Annotated in this window: 18 protein-coding genes and 1 tRNA gene; 14 read left to right on the top strand and 5 right to left on the bottom strand. The window is 40.5% G+C overall.

All coding sequences use genetic code 11. The annotated features are described in order from the left end of the window. The first annotated feature begins 34 nt into the window (after positions 1-34). The 4 genes from DC498_RS18980 (at position 35) to DC498_RS18965 (ending at position 4,709) form a co-directional block, all read left to right on the top strand. On the top strand, positions 35-1,579 hold the full coding sequence (locus DC498_RS18980) for a DUF4874 domain-containing protein (protein WP_116875765.1): 1,545 nt from the start codon (positions 35-37) through the stop codon (positions 1,577-1,579). A 198-nt stretch (positions 1,580-1,777) separates the two neighbouring features. Beyond that, the gene (locus DC498_RS18975; protein WP_240628050.1) at positions 1,778-2,479 is read left to right on the top strand and encodes a DUF3291 domain-containing protein; all 702 of its coding nucleotides are present in this window, start codon (positions 1,778-1,780) and stop codon (positions 2,477-2,479) included. A 252-nt stretch (positions 2,480-2,731) separates the two neighbouring features. Further along, the gene (locus DC498_RS18970; RefSeq protein WP_116875732.1) at positions 2,732-3,601 is read left to right on the top strand and encodes a helix-turn-helix domain-containing protein; all 870 of its coding nucleotides are present in this window, start codon (positions 2,732-2,734) and stop codon (positions 3,599-3,601) included. Positions 3,602-3,611: 10 nt separating this feature from the next. After that, entirely contained in the window at positions 3,612-4,709 is a 1,098-nt protein-coding gene (locus DC498_RS18965) for a nickel-binding protein (RefSeq protein ID WP_116875731.1), read from the top strand. Between the two features lie 198 nt (positions 4,710-4,907). Here the strand turns inward: DC498_RS18965 and DC498_RS18960 are convergent, their stop codons facing one another. After that, a complete protein-coding gene (locus DC498_RS18960; protein ID WP_116875730.1) occupies positions 4,908-5,111 on the bottom strand; it encodes a hypothetical protein in 204 nt (67 codons plus the stop codon). A gap of 15 nt (positions 5,112-5,126) precedes the next feature. Here DC498_RS18960 and DC498_RS18955 point away from each other — a divergent pair, with 15 nt between their 5' ends. From DC498_RS18955 to DC498_RS26655, 5 genes are all read left to right on the top strand, one after another. Then, positions 5,127-6,509: an FAD-binding oxidoreductase gene (locus tag DC498_RS18955; RefSeq protein ID WP_116875729.1), complete on the top strand. Its 1,383-nt coding sequence runs from the start codon at positions 5,127-5,129 to the stop codon at positions 6,507-6,509. A gap of 53 nt (positions 6,510-6,562) precedes the next feature. Continuing rightward, positions 6,563-7,393, top strand: coding sequence for a hypothetical protein (locus DC498_RS18950; protein ID WP_116875728.1), 831 nt, complete (start codon positions 6,563-6,565; stop codon positions 7,391-7,393). A 7-nt stretch (positions 7,394-7,400) separates the two neighbouring features. Beyond that, positions 7,401-9,899 carry an ABC transporter permease gene (locus DC498_RS18945; RefSeq protein WP_116875727.1) on the top strand — a complete coding sequence of 833 codons (2,499 nt, stop codon included), beginning with the start codon at positions 7,401-7,403 and terminating at the stop codon, positions 9,897-9,899. A 147-nt stretch (positions 9,900-10,046) separates the two neighbouring features. Then, positions 10,047-10,274, top strand: a complete 228-nt coding sequence (locus tag DC498_RS18940) for a hypothetical protein (RefSeq protein ID WP_116875726.1) — start codon at positions 10,047-10,049, stop codon at positions 10,272-10,274. Between the two features lie 48 nt (positions 10,275-10,322). After that, complete coding sequence (locus DC498_RS26655) at positions 10,323-10,445, top strand: hypothetical protein (RefSeq protein WP_255415850.1); 123 nt, start codon at positions 10,323-10,325, stop codon at positions 10,443-10,445. Between the two features lie 74 nt (positions 10,446-10,519). Here the strand turns inward: DC498_RS26655 and lpdA are convergent, their stop codons facing one another. Further along, complete coding sequence (lpdA, locus tag DC498_RS18935; protein WP_116875725.1) at positions 10,520-11,926, bottom strand: dihydrolipoyl dehydrogenase; 1,407 nt, start codon at positions 11,924-11,926, stop codon at positions 10,520-10,522. Between the two features lie 210 nt (positions 11,927-12,136). Beyond that, positions 12,137-12,211, bottom strand: a tRNA-Met gene (locus tag DC498_RS18930). 180 nt (positions 12,212-12,391) lie between these two features. Here DC498_RS18930 and era point away from each other — a divergent pair. The 5 genes from era to DC498_RS18905 all read left to right on the top strand — a co-directional run bounded on the left by era (position 12,392) and on the right by DC498_RS18905 (position 21,491). Next, positions 12,392-13,258, top strand: a complete 867-nt coding sequence (gene era / locus DC498_RS18925; protein WP_116875763.1) for a GTPase Era — start codon at positions 12,392-12,394, stop codon at positions 13,256-13,258. 85 nt (positions 13,259-13,343) lie between these two features. Beyond that, a complete protein-coding gene (gene der, locus DC498_RS18920) occupies positions 13,344-14,654 on the top strand; it encodes a ribosome biogenesis GTPase Der (RefSeq protein WP_116875724.1) in 1,311 nt (436 codons plus the stop codon). Positions 14,655-15,103: 449 nt separating this feature from the next. Then, positions 15,104-18,583, top strand: a complete 3,480-nt coding sequence (locus tag DC498_RS18915; RefSeq protein WP_116875723.1) for a SusC/RagA family TonB-linked outer membrane protein — start codon at positions 15,104-15,106, stop codon at positions 18,581-18,583. Positions 18,584-18,603: 20 nt separating this feature from the next. Continuing rightward, positions 18,604-20,214, top strand: coding sequence for a RagB/SusD family nutrient uptake outer membrane protein (locus tag DC498_RS18910; RefSeq protein ID WP_116875762.1), 1,611 nt, complete (start codon positions 18,604-18,606; stop codon positions 20,212-20,214). 281 nt (positions 20,215-20,495) lie between these two features. Further along, a complete protein-coding gene (locus DC498_RS18905) occupies positions 20,496-21,491 on the top strand; it encodes a hypothetical protein (protein WP_133176906.1) in 996 nt (331 codons plus the stop codon). Between the two features lie 17 nt (positions 21,492-21,508). Here the strand turns inward: DC498_RS18905 and DC498_RS18900 are convergent, their stop codons facing one another. Both DC498_RS18900 and DC498_RS18895 read right to left on the bottom strand, forming a co-directional pair. Then, positions 21,509-22,492, bottom strand: coding sequence for a 2-hydroxyacid dehydrogenase (locus tag DC498_RS18900; RefSeq protein ID WP_116875721.1), 984 nt, complete (start codon positions 22,490-22,492; stop codon positions 21,509-21,511). Between the two features lie 39 nt (positions 22,493-22,531). Next, entirely contained in the window at positions 22,532-23,278 is a 747-nt protein-coding gene (locus DC498_RS18895; RefSeq protein ID WP_165813896.1) for a LytR/AlgR family response regulator transcription factor, read from the bottom strand. Positions 23,279-23,287 lie beyond the last annotated feature (9 nt).

Genomic DNA, 23,287 nt, shown 5'->3' with positions numbered 1-23,287 from the left:
TATTACTGTTTTAATATTTAAAAGAGAGGATCAAATGAATAAGTCGCTTATCATTATTTTACTTTTTACAGGTCTGGTGTCATATGCCCAACAAAACGACCGGGTAATAAAATTCAGAGGACTTAATATAGATGATTCAGCAGGCAAATACGGCTTATGGAATCCCGAAAGAGGATTTCGCCTTGAAGTGGCAACGGACATAGCTTCCAAAGCACATGCTTTTCAGCCGGATGTCTATCCCGGTATTACTACTTTTTTGGATCATGAAAATGTAAAATATGCGTCTGACAGTGTTTCATTAGTACAAACGTATTTTTATTTAACAGGGTTTACAGGCAAAAATATTTCCCCGGAAGGCTTTTCTGATATGCAAATGTTCTTTGACAGGCTGAGAACACTCGGAAAAAAAGCGATACTGCGTTTTGCGTATGAAAAAGATTTTCTTGGTCGTGCAGCTAAAGGGCCTACGGCAAATGATATTCAACGCCACGCGGAGCAATTAAGGCCATTTTTGGAGAAAAATAAAGATGTTATCCTGGTTGTTCAGGCAGGCATGATAGGCGCCTGGGGAGAATGGCATAGTTCCTTTCACCATTTGGAAAGTTCTGAAGAAACTAAAAGGCAGATACTGGAAATCATTTGTAACATGGTACCGGCCGACAGGCAAATACAGGTGAGGGTTCCTGCATATAAAAATTTATTGGATAAAGATTCCGTCAACTATAACCGCATTTCTTTTCATGATGATTTTATTGTTATTCAACCTCACGAGTGGGACGGCGGCATGCACGAAGGGACGCCATTTTTCAACCAGATTGTAAAAGAATCTCCTTATTTATTGGTTGATGGAGAATTGCCATGGGGAAGCTGGAGTGTAAATAAAGATAAAGATAACCCCGGCAGCAGTTGGTTGGTTAACGGAGTGCAAACAGCAAGGCAGTTGTTCCTGCAGCATTATACTTCGTTGAGTGCGATTCATAATTATAAAGAGAATAACGGTGAGGATAAATTTTCCATGATGTACTGGAAAGAAACTCCCATAACTGAGCAGTTTTTAACAGAAAACAAAATGCCTTTTTCTCCTGATTATTTTATGAATAACAAAGGGCAGAAAACAGGAAGAAACGTTTTCGATTATATAAGGGATCATTTAGGATACAGGGTAGAACTGCAATCATTAAAATACATTACTGATAAACAAGGAGTATCAGTTGATATTTCATTTATAAACAGGGGATTTTCAACCATTATAAATAAGCGGCCGGTATACCTGGTTCTTATTGATAAGAATAATAAAGTCATTGAGCTAAAAACAAATGCCGATGTTGTTTCATGGCAGCCCTATGCGCCTTCCGATACTGCTTGTACTCCATTGGTTCATCATATACGATACCGCGTAAATAATAACATTTTAAAATCCGGCAGCTACAGGCTTGGATTATGGATACCGGATGATTCAAAAACTTTACGCTACGACCCCAGGTATGCAATCCGTTGTGCAAACGGAAATATAAACTGGCAGGTTATTTATAATAAATACGGCATTAATGTCCTATCCGGCGAGTTGTTTAATAATTGAGATCAGTGGTTTTGCCAAAGGATAGCTGGCTCCTGATATCCAATACCGATTAAAAATATGAAACAAACGAGAATGTGTTATGTAAGATCGGATACACAGCGCCTAAGCCAAAACCAACAAAAGAAACTTATCATTTCCCAACTCACGCTGATTATATAGTTACCACAAGAAAAATTTTCACTTAGGTTTGTGCCCGTTATGTTCATGCCGAAAAAACCATTACTTGTATCACTTACCATTATCCGCTATCCCGGGAGATATATTTTTTTTGCTTTATGCGCAATGGCTGTACATCACCTGCCATTATTGTTCAACAAAAAAATCCGTTTCCGGAAATTGCTTGGCTGCGGTAAGGGTGGTGGCTTCAGCAAAACACCGGATTGGCAGCAATGGGCCATTTTAACAGTAAGGGATGAAGCGATGCTGCCGGGTACTCAGCAGGATTTGCTGAAAGTGTTGTATGGAAAATTTATTGCCGGCTGGTACAGGTGTTTTCAATGTGAAACACATACTTTTTTGCTTGCTCCGGTTTCGGGGCATGGCAGTTGGGCTGGCCAACAACCATTCGGACCAATCCCACATACTACAAATTATAGTGGCAAGGTAGCTGTACTAACAAGAGCGACTATACGGTTAAACAGCCTGTCGCGATTTTGGGCACATGTAAAAGGCACCGCTGCTATGCTGCATACAACCAATGGATTATTATACACCGTAAGTATAGGCGAATTGCCCTTTATTAAGCAAGCAACTTTCAGCATCTGGAACAGTGTAGAAGAAATGAAAACCTTTGCTTATCAAACACAGCATAAAGAAGTGATTAAAAAAACACACGAGGAGAAATGGTATAGCGAGGAATTGTTTGTAAGATTCAGGATAGTAGCGGAGATAAGCACATAGTATGCAGAAAATCTTCTGCAGGGTTCTTTTTTCCATATAGAATACTTAACTTTAAGTAACTCCTGATATTTTATTAAGATACCACTCATAGCATTATACCTGTTCTGTATGAAATTAATATAGGTTGAATGAATTGTATCAGAGACCTGACTAATACATTACTCAACTTCATCCTGTTTAACTAATCTGTGTAAAGGAATAAATTACGCAAGGAAAGCAACTCATTTCATCCAGGGAATAATTGTTTTAACCATGGACAATACATACGACTATATAACCAATAGGCCTAAGGAGTTTAAGCAACTGGCTGCCAATGACCTCCTGTACCTGCATTATAAGTGCCCGCAGGAAGATAAATATGTGTATGTATACAATCACTTTAACCAAATCGCTTTTACCCTGCAGGGAATAAAGATTTTTCATCTGGGCGCTCAATCGTGGAGCATGACGGAGCACTGCACGCATTTTGCAAAGAAAGGCGCATGGAAGCAGGAAAATGCGGATTTGCAGTGGGAACTGCTGGCATTTTATTTTCCTGATGAATTTGTTTGCCGTTTTTACAAAGAAAACCGGCAGACCTTACATGCAGGTTCCTTGCCGGCGCCACCCGGTGAAATGCTTATCAATATAAAAATAAACGAAGCCACAAGGGCATTTTTTTATAGTGTTCTGCCCTATTTTACACAGAAGACAGCTCCGGCAGAAAGTTTACTGGAACTAAAGTTCAAAGAATTGTTGTTTAATATTCTTTCTAACCCGGAAAACGCGGCGCTCCTTGCTTATATTAATTACCTGAGCGACTTTCAGAAGCCGCCGTTGAAAGATATCATGGAAGCCAATTTTTATTATAATTTATCTATTGCCGAATATGCCCGGATTGCGCAGCGCAGCATTTCTTCATTTAAAAGAGACTTTGAAGCGCTGTACCATACTACGCCCGGCAAATGGCTGTTGGAGAAAAGATTAAACCATGCTAAGCTGTTGCTGTATACCAGCAGGAAAAACATTAATGAAATAGCAGATGACAGCGGCTTTGAAAATGTTTCCCATTTCAGCAGGGTATTTAAGGAAAAGTTTGGAACGCCGCCTTTGCAATACAGAAGAGAACAGGTTGCAGAATAAAATTTAGTATATGCCACTATACATGGATTTTCACCACATTGAAAATGTTACGGTGGAAGATGTGAAAAGAGCACATATGGCAGATGTTGCCATCCAGGATAAATATGGTGTGCGGTACCTGCAGTTCTGGGTAAACCAGGAAGCGGGTGCAGTGTTTTGCCTGATTGAAGGCCCTGACCCGGAAACCTGCGAAAAGGTTCACCAACTGGCACATGGCAACATAGCCTGCGCGTTAACAGAAGTTGAAACAGGGTTTTATGAAATGATGATGGGCGCCGGGCATACTGTAAATGACTACGGACTTGTTCAGAAAAAAAACGGCTCTCTCGATACAGGTTACAGAACTATACTTGTGGTTTCTGTTTATGGTATTACCAAAGCTACCGCTTCAAGCGATCTTTCTATGCTGCTTACGCCAACCTGGGCAAGGAAAATAGTACGGGAACAAATGGAAAGATCCGGAGGGAGGCATTTAGCCTGGGATGCCGATGACAGCCTCATAGCTGTTTTTGATGATGCAACCGATGCTGTTTCCTGCGCTTTGTATATCAAAAAAGAGCTTGAGCGGTTTGAGCCCAAGCAGCCGGACATTATTTTTAAAATGGGGTTGAGCGCTTCACAGCCTGTAACAATGGAAGGTGATTTTTTTAAAGAAGCCATTAAATTGGGTCATTGCTTAAGCCTGACTGCGCCAGGCAACCAGGCACTGACCTGCGCCCTCGTAAGGAAAATTTGTAAAAACGAAGACATTTTTTCAGACGATGCCATTAAATCGCTGAATACAAATGAGCAGGAATTCATCTCTGCTCTCATTCGTATAGCAGAATCAAAAATATCTGATCAACAATTTGACCTGAATAAATTATGCAATGAAATATGTGTGAGCAGACCGCAGTTATACAGAAAGATTACCGCTTTAACCGGTCGTTCTCCTAACGATTTCATCATTGATTTGCGCATGCGTAAAGCGCTTTCCCTGCTCAAGCAGAAAAAATCCGGCATAGCCGAGGTCGCATTCAATTCCGGGTTTAACAGCTCTTCTTATTTTTCAAAATGTTTTATTGAAAAGTTTGGTTGTACGCCATCGGCTTTTTTGAAAAGAGTATGATGCCTGAATAACCATAGCCGTCATTTCGAACCCGCCCACAGGTTGTATTGAACTAAACGCATGTTGCGGCGGGAGAGAAATCCGTTGGGCCATATTACAAATGCTGAGCACCAGTACAAAAGCCAGGCGGATTTCTCCCTCGCAAAAGAGTGATTTAACTATAGTGTTCGTGTTGGCTCACTCGAAATGACGGGGACTTCAACATCTCTCACCAATGGTAAATATCAGCCGGCGAACATATTTTGCAATTCTTTGAACAGCTATTGTTAACACCATGCTTCCCATCCCATATAATTTTGAAACAAGAAAATTTTCAAAACCGGCACGCTGAACTTTTAAGAAAATTTTTTGACCGTTTAAGAAAAACACATACCTGTCCTGCAATAATAATTTTGTTTTCATATTTAAAACTGTTGTATGAGAAAAAATTTGAGCGATGATTTGAAAAAAAGCCTGAAAGGCAAGCTCGTTTTACCGGCAGACCCTGCTTATAATGAGGCGCGGAAAGTTTATAATGGTATGATAGATAAAAACCCTGCGGCTATTGCATATTGTACAGATGTGAACGATGTAATTGCCTGTGTAAATTTTGCAAGGGAAAATAATATGCTGTTGGCTATTCGCAGCGGAGGGCACAACGCAGCAGGGTTGGGTGTTGCAGATGATGCGCTGGTAATTGATCTCTCACCGATGAAAGGAATTAAAGTAGATGTGCATGCAAAAACGGTTAAGGTACAGGCAGGATGTTTACTGAAAGAGGTGGATACGGCAACACATGAAGCAGCAGGTATGTGTGTGCCTTCGGGAATATTCGGCACTACGGGCACAGGTGGCATCACATTGGGTGGAGGGCTTGGAAATCTTACACGGAGCCTTGGCCTTGCTATTGATAACCTGCTTGAAGCAGAAGTGGTGCTTGCTGACGGCAGGCTGGTAAAAGCATCTTCATCAGAAAACGCTGATTTATTCTGGGCACTGCGTGGCGGCGGCGGAAACTTTGGCGTTGTGGTTTCCTTTACATTTAAAATGTGCCCTGTGCACACCGTGTATGCAGGCCCAATGCTTTGGGAACTGGATGATGCGGAAGAAATGTTTGCATGGCATCATGAATTCATAAATAAAGCGCCCAATGAACTGAGTGGTTATTTCGCTTTTTTAACTGTGCCGCCTTTTCCGCCATTCCCCGGGCACTTGCATCTTAAAAAAATGTGCGGGGTAGTATGGTGCTATGCGGGAGATATGGATAAAGCGGAAGAAGTATTTAAACCGATAAGAGCGAAAAAAACGCCATCGCTGGATTTTGTTGGCCCGCTGACTGTGCCTACCCTCAACACCTTGTTCGACCCTTTGTATCCTCCCGGGCTGATCTGGTATTGGAAAGCAGATTTCGTAAAGGACCTGGGTGCTGAAGCCATTAAAAAGCATATAGAACATGCCCGGCAAATGCCTACCCGATACTGCACTATGCACATGTATAACATTAATGGCCTTGCATCAAAAGTTGGCAGGAGTGAAACCGCCTGGAACTACCGCGATGCAAATTATGGAATGGTAATAGTTGGAGTGGCTGATAATGTAAGCGATGAAGAAAAGGTTATTGAGTGGGCCAAGCATTACTGGTCTGATCTGCATCCGTATTCAATGGGTGGGGCATATATAAATATGATAATGGACGAAGGCGAGGATCGTGTAAAAGCGAGCTATGGTGATAACTATAAAAAGCTTGCGCAGGTAAAAGCAAAATACGATCCCGGTAATTTATTCAGGGTTAACCAGAATATAAAACCGGCAGCAGCCTGAACGGGTTTATTAATATCATCAACATATAATTTGATAAACCAAAATCAACAATTATGAAACTAACATGCATTGTATTTGTTGTGGTATGCATATCCTGTAACAGCACGCCCGACAGAAAATCAGATGAAGCGGCGATCATAAAACTATTAGAAGACGAAAGCCATTTTGCGGCAAAAGGCGATTCAGTGCAATGGGCAAAATGCTGGATACATTCTAATGACGCATCTTTTATTTATACAACTGCAGAAGGTGTGCAATCCATAAAAGGGTTTAAACCGCTGGCTCAGGCTATCAGCAAAATTGAACCATTTGAGCTGAAGCTGAAAAGAGATAATTATAACTATGCTATAGGAAATGATATAGCTTTTGTAAGCTTTGATCAGCAGGATAATTGGGATGGTGTTGACCGTAAGACAAAAGAAACAAGAACATTGCAGAAAGTTAATGGCGAATGGAAGACGCTTCATGCTTCTGTTGTGGACGTATCTTCATTTGATCAAACGCAAACCGCCTCATACCATATGCCGGTTAATAAAATCCCTAAAAACCCCAGGAACGGATTTACGAATATTTCCGGGCTTGGCGGAATGTCTGTTGGCTATATGGATGTTCCCGGTCCTGCCGACTTTACACCTTTCTTTGAAGGCTTACCTGAAAATATGTGCAGTTCACCTCATTGGGGTTATGTTATTGACGGGGCTTTGAAAGTGCGGTATCCCGGCGGCAAAGAAGAAACTATTACTGCAGGAGAAGTATTTTACTGGCCGGCTCCTCATACCGGGGTAGTTGAAAAAAATGTAAAATTCATTGATATAAGCCCTGATGGGAAGTTTATACCTGTGATGGATCATCTTGCAAAGAAGGTAGCAGCAAGTTCCAAATAACATAATTATGCTCAAAAGCTATTTCAAAACCGCATGGCGGAACCTTGTAAGGAATAAAATTTATTCCGGTATCAATATTTTCGGGCTGGCGCTTGGCATGGCGGCTTGCTTTTTTATATTCCAGCATGTGGCTTTTGAATCAGGTTATGACCGGTTTCACGCCAATGCACCAAACATATATCGTGTTCCCATTTCCTACTCCGGAAGTTTTGCTGATAACGGAACCTTTGTTACCAATCATCCTGCCTTGGGGCCGGCATTGAAAAGGGATTTCCCCGAAGTGACAGATTATGTAAGGATAGTGAGCTTTGCTACTTTTTTTAAATCGAATTACATGGCTTATGAGGAAGAGGGGGGTAAGGGAATTAAGACGTTTTATGAAACCAATATTTATTTTGTTGATCCCTCCTTTTTTAATGTATTCTCTTTTCCTTTGGTTCGCGGTGATAGAAGCACATGCCTGAAGGACCCCAACACTGTTGTGATCTCCGAATCGGTGGCAAAAAAATATTTTGGGGATAAAGACCCTTTAAACAAAACGCTCATTAGTAATGGATCGTTTCCCTCAAAAGTTACAGGCGTTTTTGCCGATCCGCCGGAAAATTCACATATAAAGTTCGATATATTGTTTCATTTTGATGGATGGGGAAACAACGAAAACTGGACCTGGCCGGAATGGTACACCTATGTATTACTTGCGCCGGGCACGGATACCAAAAAAATGGAAGCAAAATTCCCCGCTTTCATTGATAAATACCTTGGCAATATCATGAAAGAACTCAACTTTGGATCTTCCTTTCACCTGCAGCCGTTAACCGGTATCCACCTTACCTCTCACTTTAAAAAAGAAGCCGAAATAAACGGCAGTGAACAGGAAGTGTTTTTCCTTTCCGTTATAGGTGTGTTCATTTTGCTGATCGCCTGGACGAACTATATTAATCTTTCTACCGCCAAATCAATGGAAAGGGCCAAAGAAGTAGGTATCCGGAAAGTATCCGGAGCCATGAAAAAGCAACTGATGATACAATTCCTGCTGGAGTCATTCATCATCAATGTAATGGCGTTATTTGTTACTGTTATAATCATTTTTTTCACCCTGCCCTGGTTTAACCGGCTCGTTGGCAAAAATATCAGTGAGGGATTTTTCACACAAGGCATGGGTAGCCATCCATCCTTCTGGTTATATACTTTAGCAACTTTTCTCCTCGGCGCCATCCTGGTAGGGGCTTATCCCGCGTTTATATTATCCTCCTTCAACCCTGTAAAGGTGTTGAAAGGGTTGATCATAAAATCAAATACAAACCTGTCGCTCAGGCGTGTGCTGCTTTCTTTTCAATTCTTTCTTTCCATCATGCTGATTGCCGCCACACTGGTTGTATTTAGCCAACTGAACTTTATGCGAAAAGGTGATCTCGGTTATAAGACAAGCCAGACACTGGTTATTAAACTGCCTACCGGATTTGATTCAACAAATGCATCAAAACTGAATTATTTTAAGCATGAGGTATTAAGAGCGCCTTCTGTAATAAATACGGTGTATACTTCAGAAGTGCCCGGCCGGGCTATTGCTGATCGTAACACTGTAAGAAAAAGCAGCCAGGACAAGCAAAACAATATTAATACCTATTTTATAAGCATTGACCATGATTTTTTAAATACCTACCAGGTACCGCTGATAGGAGGAAGTGGTTTTTCGCCTGCGGACAGCTCAGGAATTTATAATTTGTATACGCCGGGGATATATGGAAAGGACATGGATGTAAAGATTTTGGTAAACGAAGCGCTTGCAAAAGGTTTGGGATACAAATCTGCAAACGAAGCGCTGAATCAAAGGATCATATTTAGCTTTGGAGGAGGAGAATACTATGCTACTGTTAAAGGAGTGGTTAAGAATTTTCACCAACGTTCACTGAAAGAAGCATACGATCCGATTTTGTTTTATTACCCGAATTATTCCAACACCCTGTCCTGGAATTATGCATCGGTCGGCGTGAATACAAATGATATTAATAAAAACCTTTCCGGTATAGAATCGGTGTTTAAAAAAGCATTTCCCGGAAAGCCGTTCGAATCATTTTTTCTTGATGATTTTTTTAACAGCCAGTATAAAGCAGATCAGCGCCTGGGCAATGTATTCGGATTATTCGCTTCGCTGGCAATTGTTGTGGCGTGCCTCGGATTGCTTGGGCTTTCAGCTTTTATAATAAAGCTGCGCACCAAAGAGATCGGTATCCGTAAAGTACTGGGTGCACAGGTGTCCAGTGTGTTGCTGCTTGTTTCAAAAGATTTTATCAGGCTGGTTTTGCTTTCGTCTCTGGTTGCTTTACCGGTTATTTACTGGGCGGCAAATGAATGGCTGAAGAATTACGCATTCCATATCAGGCTAAGCTGGTTTATGTTTGTGGTACCACCTGTGGTATTGCTTTTATTAACCTTAACTACTATTTGTTTGCAGAGCATCAAAACAGCGATGGCAAACCCGGTCGCAGCATTACGAAGCGAATAGCGAAGTAATGCGGAGACTCCGGTGTATATCGAAGTAAAAAGTTCGAGAACGAAACAATCTGAAAATATTAGATTGAATGTCCATTGATTATATGGATGTACCCGGTCCGGCTGACTTCACACCATTTTTAAAAGATTGTCTGAAAACATGTGCAGCGCAACCCATTGGGGCTATGTTATTGATGGGGCTTTGAGAGTTAAATATCCCGGAGGCAAAGAAGACATCGTTAGTGCAGGTGAAGTATTTTATTGGCCGGCGTCTCATACAGGCATAGTTGATAAAAATGTAAAATTTGTTGATATAAGCCCTGATGGTAAGTTTATACCCGTAATGGATCATCTTGCAAAGAAAATGGCGGCAGCAAATCCCAAATAAATCTTTTCCCGCACAACTATGTCTATCTATAATAAACGCTGTATATGTATGAGAAAGCTGATAGGAAGCCTGTGCGTATCATTAGGCCCGTTGCTGGTTCAGGCACAAACGGATTCTGCCGATAATCGTTTTAAATTAACCGGAACTATTATTATAACTATGTTTAATTAGCCGGTTTCTTCGGTCATATAAAATAAAACCCCGGAAGAACCGGGGTTTTATTTTATATAAGAATGTGTTGCTACTTAAATATCAATCGCCTCGCCATATGCCGCTGCGGTTGCTTCTTTAACGCCTTCACTCATTGTTGGGTGAGGGTGAGACGCGTTCAGTATTTCATGGTAGGTTGTTTCTAATTTACGTGCCACAGATACTTCGGCTATAAGCTCGGTTACGTTATAGCCAATCATGTGAGCGCCGAGAAATTCCCCGTACTTAGCGTCATAAATTACTTTTATAAAACCTTCAGTTGCGCCTGCAGCGCTTGCTTTGCCGGAAGCAATGAATGGAAATTTACCGATCTTCAATTCGTATCCTGCTTCTTTTGCTGCTTTTTCAGTATAACCTATTGAAGAAATTTCAGGTGTGCAATAGGTACAACCCGGAATATTATTATAATCAATAGTATCCGGCAGGTGCCCGTATTTCTTTTCGTTATAGCCGATATGTTCTGCGGCAATAATACCTTCTTTAGAGGCTACATGCGCCAGTGCCTGCCCCGGCGTGCAATCGCCGATGGCATAGAAACCAGCTACATTTGTTTGCTGGTATTTATCAACGGTGATTTTTCCTTTTTCTGTTTTAATACCCAATTGCTCAAGCCCGATATTTTCAATATTAGCTACAATACCTGCCGCGCTCAATACAATATCAGCTTCAAGGGTTATTTCGCCATTCTGGGTTTTTACTTTTGCTTTTACGCCCGCCCCGCTGGTATCAACACTGGTAACTTCGCTGCTGGTATAAATTTCTATTCCCTGTTTCTTATATTGTTTTTCCAGCTCTTTTGAAACATCATCATCTTCAACAGGTACAACTTTGGGCAGAAATTCAACTATAGTAACTTTTGTACCCATGCTGTTGTAGAAATAAGCAAACTCAACACCGATTGCACCACTGCCTACAACTATCATGCTTTTGGGTTGTTGTGGAAGCACCATTGCCTCACGGTATCCAATAACTTTTTTACCATCAATGGGTAAGCTTGGCAGTTGACGGGAGCGGGCGCCGGTAGCAACAATAATATATTTACCTTCTACTACCTGTGTTTTACCGTCTGCACCGGTAACTTCAACCTGTCCTTTGGCTTTCAGTTTACCATAGCCCATTACAACGTCTATCTTATTCTTCTTCATTAAAAACTGAACGCCTTTACTCATTTTATCTGCCACACCACGGCTGCGTTTTATAACAGCGTCAAAATTGTGCTTTACATCAGATGCTTCCAGTCCATAGTCTTTACTATGTTTCATACTTTCATACACCTGTGCACTTTTCAACAATGCCTTAGTGGGTATACATCCCCAGTTAAGACAAATGCCGCCTAAACTTTCTTTTTCAATAATTGCTACTTTTAAGCCTAATTGAGAAGCCCTTATTGCAGCAGGATATCCGCCAGGACCACTACCTAATACTATAACATCGTATGCCATAACAGACCTTGTTTTAAAGAATGATATCAGGCGGTAAAATCATTTTTATATAAATTTTATGCCCGAAGGATTTTGCGAAAATACTTGCAAAACCTCAAATGAAAAAATGCTTGAAGATATAAGTGGATATACCGGAAACCGGTAGTTAATAAACGCCGGAATTACGGGGCATTAATATAATAAAAAACCCCGGATAAACCGGGGCTTCTGTGGTTGCGAGGGGAAGGATCGAACTTCCGACCTTCGGGTTATGAGCCCGACGAGCTACCGCTGCTCTACCTCGCGATATAATTAGTTTAATATTTATCCGTAAGAACTGCCGTTGCGAAGGGAAGGATCGAACACCCGGTATCTTTGTATTATTCCCCGATAACGAGGCGCAAAGGTAAGGGTATGCATTTTATCAGCCAAAACAAATTTTGTTCATTTACCTTTGCAAAGATTTTTTTAATTGCACTTAAAGCGATGAAAGTTGGTTTTGTAAACATTTTCGGTAAGCCCAATGCTGGCAAAAGCACCTTGCTGAATTGCCTGATAGGAGAGAAGCTGGCCATTGTTTCCCCTAAAGTGCAAACTACCAGGCACAGGATCAAGGGTTTTTTGAATACTGAAAATTACCAGGTTATTTTTTCTGATACGCCCGGTATTATTGAACCGAAATATAAGCTGCATGAAAAAATGATGCAGGCCGTAAAGGGCAGTTTAGAAGATGCGGATATTGCATTATTGATGGTTGATATAAAAGATAATCTTGAGGAGGCAGATGAGCTTTTTGCAGCGTTACGGTTAAAAGTACCTGCATTTGTAGTACTCAATAAAATTGATAAAGTACCAGCAGCGCGTGTGGAAGAAGCCAAAACTTTTTTTCAGAGCCGTACGTACAGCAGGCGGGTGGTCGCTATATCAGCGCTTCAAAATCTTGGTGTTGATGTTTTGCTGAATGCGATACTGGAATTTTTACCGGAAGGAGAGCCTTTTTATAATGAAGATGACCTTACAGATTTGCCAACAAGATTTTTTGTGGGCGAAATGGTGAGGGAAAAAATATTTGAGCTGTTTGAAGATGAGATACCTTATCACACAGCCGTGCTGGTAAATGAGTTTAAAGAAAAAACAGGATTGATTAAAATTACAGCGGAAATAATAGTGCATCGTGAATCGCAGAAAGCAATAATAATAGGAGAGCGCGGTAAGATGATAAAGCAGATAGGAACTATAGCGCGCCAGGAAATAGAGAAATTCCTGGATAGTAAAGTATTCCTGGAGTTGTTTGTGAAAGTGAGACCAAAATGGCGGGACAATGATGTACATTTAAAAGAATATGGATACTAGGAAGATTTGTAGTTTATGGTTTGTAGTTATAATCCCAACCACAAACCATAAACTACAAACCATAAACCTTCCACCTTAAAAAAATATGAGTTTTACAGTAGCAATAGTAGGCAGACCCAATGTAGGCAAAAGCACATTCTTTAACAGGATGCTGGAAGAACGTAAGGCCATTGTTGATAATATAAGCGGTGTGACGCGTGACCGCCAGTATGGCGAAGCTGAATGGAATGGTAAACAGTTTAATATTATTGACACCGGTGGTTTTGTAGATGGCAGTGATGATGTTTTTGAAAAAGAAATAAGAAAGCAGGTAAAGATTGCTGTTGATGAAGCCAATGCCATCATTTTTATGTGTGATGCCGAAATGGGTATTACGCATTTGGATGAAGCTGTAGCCGAGATGCTAAGGCAAACGCAAAAACCTGTTTTCCTGGTAATCAATAAAGTTGATAATCCCGACCGTATGCTGGATGCTACAGAGTTTTACAGCATGGGATTTGAAAATATTCATTTTCTGTCGAGCATAAGTGGTAGCGGCACCGGTGAGTTGCTGGATGACCTGGTACAGCTTATTCCTGAACAAACGGAAGATGATAAAAAAGGCGATGAGCTGCCAAAATTTGCCATCATAGGCCAGCCCAATGTTGGAAAATCTTCTTTGCTTAACGCATTGATAGGCGAGGAGCGCACAATTGTAAGTGATATAGCAGGCACAACAAGAGATACGATACACACCCACTATAATCTTTTTCAGAAAGAATTTATTTTAATAGATACCGCGGGTATAAGAAGAAAGAACAGGGTAGAAGAAGACCTCGAATTTTATTCGGTGATCAGGGCTATCAAAGCTGTAGACGAAGCAGATGTATGCATACTATTATTAGATGCTTCAAAAGGAATAACCGGCCAGGATCTTAGTATTTATTCTTTGGCGGCAAGAAAAGGCAAAGGTATAGTGTTGCTGGTGAACAAATGGGATCTGGTAGAAAAAGCAACCAATACCGCCAGGGATTACGAAAAAGAATTGAAAGAACGTTTGGCGCCGTTTAATGATGTGCCGATAATATTTATTTCTGTAAAAGATAAGGTTCGCATCTTTAAAGTAATAGAAACGGCGCTGGAAGTATATGAAAACAGGAAACGTAAAATTCCTACTTCGCAATTGAATGATGTGATGCTGAAAGCGGTAGAAGCTTATCATGCGCCGGTAGTAAGAGGAAATGTTGTTAAAATAAAATATGTTACCCAGTTGCCTACTGTTGTACCCAGTTTCGCATTTTTCTCTAACTATCCTGATGATATCAAGCAGCCATATAAAAATTATCTCGAAAATCAGTTAAGAGCTACGTTTAATTTTAAAGGGGTGCCCGTTAGAATTTTCTTCAGGAAAAAATAGCGGGATAATTTGCAGTATGCAGGTATATGTAAATTGTTTGCTGCGTGTATCAAATGTTTTGTTTTCAGTACCGTTTTTGCATTTTTGGGGCTGTTATTTAGTGTCTGTATATACAATATCGCGTTGTATAGATAAATAGCTGCAATGTTATAAAAGCATATTTTTTGGTTATTTAAACATCAGGTTTCCTGATTTATTCCTTCTAATTTCACTAGCGTAAGTCTCACTTATTGAGCGATTGTTTTAACCAATTTAATTAATGCCAATGAATTGCTTCCTGTTAAAGCTGCATCCTGCCTACACATATATAACTAATGAATAATTTTTGTGCAAGAGCTGTTGTATCGCAATTGTATTTAAATACTGATACATGAGATGATGCTATAACAGAAGCAATAAAATCTGATCTGTCCTCAACTATTTCTTTTTAATCATTAAAACCAACCAAAATGAAGAAGAAGCTGCTTTTCATGCTCTCCTGCTTTTTGTGTATTTGTATAGCGGCAAATGCACAGGTTTCTGTTTCTGGAAAGGTTACCGATGCCAATGGCAATGCCATGCAGGGAGTAACCATTGCTGTTAAAGGAACCAACATTAGTACAGTTACCTCAGAAAGTGGTATGTTCATACTGAACAATGTACCCTCTTCAAATGCTGTACTGGTCTTTAGCTTTGTTGGCTTTGCCACACAGGAAACAGTGGTAGGCAACAGAACAAATCTGAACATAAGCCTTGTTGAAGTGCAATCTTCAATAGATACCCTGGTGGTAATTGGCTATGGAACAGCACGGAAAAAAGATTATACCGGTTCCGTTACACAGGTAAATTCAAAAATAATATCTACGCAGGCTAATTCAACAGTAACACGTGCATTAGAGGGAGTAGTTCCCGGTATACAGGTTTCATCAATAGACGGGCAGCCGGGTTTGGATATGGGTATCCGTTTGCGTGGTGCAGGTTCTACCTTGCAAAACAGTGCTAATGCGCTAATAGTAATCGATGGTGTTCCAACAGAGTATCCCAATGCACTTTCTTCCATTAACCCAAAAGATATTGAAAGCATAAGTGTATTGAAAGATGCTGCCTCAACTGCAGTATATGGCTCACGTGGTTCCAATGGTGTATTACTGATCACTACTAAAAAAGGATCCAGGGGAAAAGCCAACATCTCGCTTGAAACCAGGATGGGCTATAATTTTCTGGGCACTATGCGATATGACAGGATTGATAATGCCAAAGATTTTTACGAACACGCATGGCTTGCTATTTACAATTCGGCTCGTTACGGGTATGAGGGCAGTTCTTCCACCAATGGTAAATACACAACGAATGTTCAAAATCCCAACATGTCGCACGAAGCGGCGGCTGAATTTGCCAGTGCACATTTATTCGATTATGCGGGATCTACTACTACCTTTTCCCGCAACCTGCTTGGCAACTGGATGTTATATGATGTACCGGGGGCTGTATATACAACTACCGGCAGCGGTGCAAATGCCAGCGCAACTATGTCGGGCGCTTACCTGGTAAATACAGATGGTAAGCTAAATCCGAATGCAAAGCCATTATTTGACGCCGGGTCTTATGAAAATTATTTCTTTGAAAGAATGTTCCGCCAGGAGCATACTTTGTCAGCCAGTGGCGGAACTGAGAAAATGGACTATTTTGTTTCGCTTGGTATGTTGGAAGATCCTGCTTATATACGGGGGTCAAAATTTAAACGATATAATGTACGGAGTAATATAAATGCGCAACTTACCAGTTGGTTAAAGGTTGGCGCTAATATGGGGTACAGTTACCGCAACACACAATCTCCCGCCACGCGGTTTGGCCGCAATCCCGGTACGGTACAACAAAACGCATTTCGGTGGACCAACGGGCAGAATCCTTTAATTCCTTTATTTGCCCGTGATCAGCAAGGTAATATCATCAAAAATGCCGATGGTACAGATAGGGTGCATGATAATGCCGGAGTAAGTTATTCTCCTCTTGGCCAAACCAGTCAACCCCTTTATACCACTAACCTGATTAAATTGTTAGATAAAGATATTGACCGGAGAGAATCACATGATTTGAACCTGAAAGGATATGCCACCGTAAACTTTTTAAGAGATTTCAGGTTTACTGTTAATCTATCCTACGACAGGTTTTCTGAAGTTCGTTTGCGTTATGGAAACCCTGAAACCGGGGCTGTTGCAGGCTCGGGAGCAATGGGGCAATACTATTCCAATACGGGTGTGTTTAATACGCAACAATTGTTAAACTGGAATAGAAGCTTTGGTAAACATTCACTAACAGCATTAGCCGGTCATGAGTATTACCAGTACAAAAGCGATTTGTTGAACTATGCTTCTGCATTCTCCATTATAAATGATTTTACGGGCTATGCCAATTTTGTGTCCAGGTATAACTCTTCAGGTGCTCCTTTTGGAGTACCTGGTGGTGGTGGTGATCTATCTACTCTCGAGAGCTATTTCGGGAGGGTTAGCTACAACTACAATGAAAAATATTTCCTGGAAGGATCGGCAAGACGTGACGGGTCATCCAAATTCAGGTATGAACAAGACCGTTGGGGTACTTTCTGGTCTGTTGGCGGAGGCTGGCGTTTAACCGAAGAAAACTTTATGAGGCGAACAGGTAACTGGCTAAATGATTTAAAAATCAGGGCCAGCTATGGCATCATTGGTAACCAAAGTGGTATCAGTAATTACTCAGGATACCAACTCTGGAGCTACTCAGTAGCGGAATATGCAACCGTTAACAATGGTACAGGCACACCCGTAAGGTATAGCTTAGCCCAGGGAGGAATAAACCCACCATTGACCTGGGAAAATACACACACCTTTGATGCGGGTATTGATTTCTCTTTGTGGAACAGGAGGATAAATGGATCGATAGATTATTATAACAAACTTACTGTTAACTCAGTGTTCAATCAACCTATTGCGTACTCGCTTGGGCAGAGGTCTTTAACACTCAACAATGCCAGGATAGTAAATCGTGGGGTAGAGGTAGAGATGAATATTGATGTGATCCGCAATCAAAATTTCAGGTGGAATATCGGGCTGAATGGCACGCATTACAGAACTATATTGCTGAAAGTACCTCCAATAGTATTATCCGAGGCATTAGGAGGCAAATATATTGCAGATATTGACGGCTGGGGCGCTGCCAGTGGTGGTGCAACTTCTGCAGGGCAAACCTTCCTGCGCGGAGAAGGGATGGACTATTACAACCTGTATTTGTTTAAGTATGCCGGTGTTGATCAAAGTACAGGATTACCATTATTTAACCATACAGTAACCCAAAAGAATTTGGATGATGGCCTTTTTGGAGGAAGCAAAGTTGGTGATATTGTAAGCACAACCAATTATACATTGGCTGACCGTTATAGTATGGGAAGTGCTCTGCCAAAGTGGATCGGCGGTTTTACTACGATGTTGCAGTATAAGGGTTTTGATTTTACCGCTATACTTGCCTACCAGATCGGCGGTAAATTTTTTAGTGTGGAATATGCCAACCACTTATACAGGAGTGGTAATATAGGTAATGCATTGTCGGCAGAGTTGTTAGGTAATACCTGGACGCCGGAAAATAAGGATGCGAAATTCCCTATGACTTTTTATGGAGATGACAGGTATACAGCAGGTTCGACTCATGGCTCCTGGCAGTACAGCGATATGTCCTTGTTTAATGCATCTTACCTGAATATTAAAAACCTTACGTTAGGGTATAATTTCACCAGTTCAATTGCAGATAAGATAAGGGCTAAAAATATTCGCGTATATGCATCAGCAGATAATATCGCCATGTTCACTTCGCATTCAGGCATTGATCCCCGGATGTCATTGGTAGGGGGTATGGAAGTGGGCGCTGCAGTATATCTTCCTTACAGCACCATGTCTGTAGGTATAAACGTGAATTTCTAAATTAAGTAAAGATGAAAATTATGAGAAATTATATAATGGGCTTGCTTGGACTAACTATCCTGTTTTTTTCAGCCTGCTCAAAAAAATTAGAAGTAACTCCACCCAATAATATTTATGATCAGCAGATTGCCGATTTGCTGGCATCAGGCGATACGGGTAAAATAAGAACAGTAATGGGAAGTATGGCAAACGGTATGCCTTTGCTTTTTAACAATGCCGGTGGTACAGGTTCTGGTGTGGCGGATATGTATTATACCAACCTGGGGCTGGATATGAACCGTAGCCTGGAAGGTAACGATATAGTGATGGGTGACCAGGAAGGTTTGAATGTTCTTTTTGGGACAGTAGAATACCAATTGGGCGATTTTATAACCGCTGCCAATGGTAAAAACGTGGCGTACTGGAACTATGCATGGTTTTGTATTACCACAGCTAATCAGATGCTTAATTATTTGCCTGATGATGTTGTAGGTAGTAATAATTTTTTGAAGGATTGCAAAGCCAGAGGGCTGGTGGCCAGGGCATATGCTTATAACTACCTGATGGAAAATTACCAGCAGGCGTATTTACAAGGAGGGAGTGGCAAGTTGGGTGTTATGCTATATGATAAATATGACCCTAACCAGCCCAATAAGGCCCGGGCTTCTGCTGCTGATACTTATGCGTTCATTAAAAAAGATCTTACTGATGCAATCAACCTGCTTGAGGCAGCAGGCGTGGGATATACTTCTGTTACTTCGGATATTGATCTCGGTGTTGCCAACTTTCTCCTGGCCCGTGTTTCTGTATGGACGGGCGACTGGCCAACTGCCATTACTGCCTGCAATAATATACTGGGTGCTAATTCCACGCTGATGAGTCAGGCGCAGTATGGCGGCAAAAATACAGGCACACCTACAGACCCTGTTTATCTGCCTGAAACAAACGGCTTTCTGAACAATGATCAGAACCCTGAAGTAATATTGGGATTTCCTTTAGGAACGGCTAACACACATTTTACCAGTTATATGAACTGCTACGGTGAAGGGAACGGTGGTGTTTCCAGAGCCTATAAACGCATAGATAACCGTTTGTTTGAGGCAATTGCAAGTGATGACTATCGCAAAGACTGTTTTGTAGAATCAGCTCTGGGTAACTATACCTACCCTGTTAATAATACAGTGGCATTTATTCCTACCTACACAAATATCAAATACGCAGCCACACATCCTCTCAACGGCACAGACAAAAAACTGGTGGGCACATCCACTGCCTTTTATATGCGCCGGTCTGAAGTATTATTAATGAAAGCAGAAGCAGAAGCGCAGGGCGTAAGTGAAGATGCTGCTAAAACAACATTGAATATTCTGTTGGCAGCACGCACACGCAGCGGCGGTACTACATTAACATGCGACAATTACCCGGCAATGGCAGGTTTAACCGCACTTCAAATGGTGCAATTGCAAACCCGTATTGAATTGTGGGGAGAAGGTGGCAGAGAATTTTATAACAATAAACGCTGGAACATTCCGGTGGACAGAGTAAGCTCGGCCAATCATGTGATCAAAGGTACTTACCCGGTATCTGGCATGACGTTGCAAATCCCTGAAAACGAAATGCTGTACAATCCCCTGGCTGAACAGAATAATTAATCATTTTTGGAGCACGTATTAAAAAGCAACCGCTATAAGCCGGTTGCTTTTTAATTTGCATTATAATATGCTGTTTGCCTTAATGCTTTATAATATTTTATATTATTATTTGATAAAGTGTAATAAGGTAGTTGGTTATAAAAAAGTATAATAGAAGCGGCAAACCAACCCAAATGTTAAATTTAACGTAACTTGGCACAACGCTTGCTCCTTATGGAAATCGTCTATATAAAGAATTCACAATCATCCTATCAAAAGCTTAATTCATTATTTACATGCAAATGAGAAGCTACCGCTTATTGACCACAATGATTGTTGCTTTGCCGATCCTTATGTTATCATGCCAGAAAAAAGATCTTGGCATTGATAATCCCGAGCCTCCTGTTGTTCCTGTTCCCACAGATCCGCCGCAGTCTCTTTCTTACAAGGTAAGTAACGATGAAAGTATAAATTTAAGCTTTAAGTATACGGAATTGCCTGGCAAGGTGAGTGTATACTATGATGATACTGCTACAGAGGATAAATTTGATCACCTGTTTGCTACATATAATTTTAACAGTGATGGCTACCTTACAGGTAACACTTTTTATACCATTACCGGTGATGTAAAAAGTAATATTACTGTTCAAAGAAGCAATAACACAATAAAAAGTATAACGGTAGAACCTTCAAACCAGCAGCGCTCCACTTTCCAGGTGTCATTTTCCGACTCAGCAGGAGCACCGGATTATACTTTTATGTATGTTGACTATGGCAACTATTTTGAAAACATTCCGGTAGCAATGCGGTTTGTATATAATGATGATAAACTGGTAAGTTCTTCCGGCGGTACATTTACTTCAGGTGATAACACAGTCTTTTTTCCTTCTCTTTCTTACAGGTACAATGGCAATAACAGGCTTGAATCGAAAGTGGCAGACCTGTATTACGGTGCTGATTATTCTTATGAATATGGTGGAAAAGGACTGGATAGCCTGTTCAGGATATTGGGAGGCAAAGACTGGCATTACATGGAAAATATATTAAACTATGATGAGAACACCAGCATCTTTTTTTATCCATTATATATAACATTATCAAAAAATAGTGTTGATATAGATATTTACATGCATCGGTATGGATCTTTGCTGGAAGTAAGTTCAATCCCCAATGGTGAAGATTATCCTGAAATAGAGCGTTTTAATTTTCTGAATAGTTTTGATGATAATAACAAGATCACCCAAACAACGATTTTTAATAATGGCGACGAGTATGCCAGCTATCAATTTCAATATTAAAACATAGATTAAGGCACTTATTTTCCTATGGAATATACCTGCTTATCTATTACCTGCGGCATTGGTTTTCCCTGCATGGCAGCTACAATATTATCCGCGGCGGTGATTGCCATCTTTGCACGTGTTTCTATCGTTGCAGAACCAATATGAGGTAATACACAAACATTCCGCATATTCAGTAATGGGTTATCCCATGCCATTGGCTCAGGATTGGTTACATCCAAACCTGCTCCCCATATTTTTTTATGTTCCAATGCTTCGGTCAAATCCTTCTCATTATGCAATCCGCCTCTTGCCGTATTAATAAAAATGGCACTGTTCTTCATTCGTGAAAATGCTTCTTTATTAAAAACTTCCCTGGTTTCGTCAGAGAGGTTTGCATGTACAGATATTACATCGCTTTCCGTTAATAATTCATCAAACGAAACATATTTCGCACCCAAAAGCTCTTCTGCTTCTTTGTTGGGTTTCCGGTTATGATAGATGACCGGCATATGATAAGCTGCTTTACATTTCATTGCCAGTTCTGATCCTATTCTTCCTAATCCAAATATGCCGAGCGTTTTATTATAAAGTTCGATACCAAGATTGGCGGTGGGCTCAAAAAATCCCCATTGCTTTTTGCTGATGCTGTCATGCATATAAAATGCATTTCTCGATACGGCAAGAATAAGTAAAAAAGCCGTATCTGACGTGGCCTTGCTCAGTACATCGGGAGTGTTACTGATAGGAATACCAAGGGCAGTGGCTGCGGGAATATCTACACGGTCGTATCCCACACTCATTAGTGCAATGCCTTTTAAATGCCTGCAGGCTTCCAGGAAAGCCCGGTCAATGGTATTGTTGCCAACGCTCAAAAAAAGGTCATGTTTATTGCATATTGCTATTAACTCAGTGGAAGATATTTCTGTTTTGCCGGAGTATTGCGTTATCTCCAGCCCTGCATTTTGTAATATTTCTATTCCTTCTTTGGGAATAATTCTGCTGATGAATACTTTCATACAATTAACATTAACGCATGTAAAATTACTTTGTTAGTATCACACACGCGTTATGGTTTTAATAAATTCATCTTTTCTTCTTATTGATATTTCAATTTGTTCTCCATTTGTCAGTTCCACATATCCCCCCCTGCTTTTATTATAGCTCTTAATATAATTGAGATTTACAAGGTGCGAATTGTGTACACGGAAAAAATTGAAATCACTCAACATTTTTTCGAATTCTTTCAGGCTTTTAGCAACAGTTATAGGGTTGCTTTTATTAATATAAATAGTAGTATAATTAATATTCGACTCGCAGCGTATAATGTCGTTGATCTCTACAATATTAAACCCATTAATATCAGGTATACATAACTTCTGTCTGTCTTTATTGTAAATGTTTTTAAGCAGCGTTTCTATTTTTTTATAGCTGCCCGATTCATATTTTAAATTCAAAACTTTTGAAACTGCCCGATGCAAATCAGCTGTAGAAACTGGTTTCAACAGATAATCTATAGCGCTAAACCTAAAAGCCTGTATTGCATATTTTTCGAAAGCAGTGATAAAGATCACTTTGATATCTTTAGTATCCAACTGCTTCAACAGATCAAAACCCGTTTGATTTCCTATTTGTACATCAAGGAAAAGCAATTCAGGCTTATATTCCCGTATTGCAATAATGGCCGTCTCAACTGTTTTATATGAAGCGATGATATGTAAATCAGTCCCGAACGATTCTTTAAGCATCCCGATAAGTATGTCAATACTTTGTTGTTCATCTTCTACAATAATACAATTCAACATATAAACGCG

The organism is Terrimonas sp., assembly GCF_003075435.1.
GTDB lineage: Bacteria > Bacteroidota > Bacteroidia > Chitinophagales > Chitinophagaceae > Agriterribacter.
Note: the sequence above shows the minus strand (reverse complement) of the source record. Positions and strands in the feature narration are given on the sequence as shown.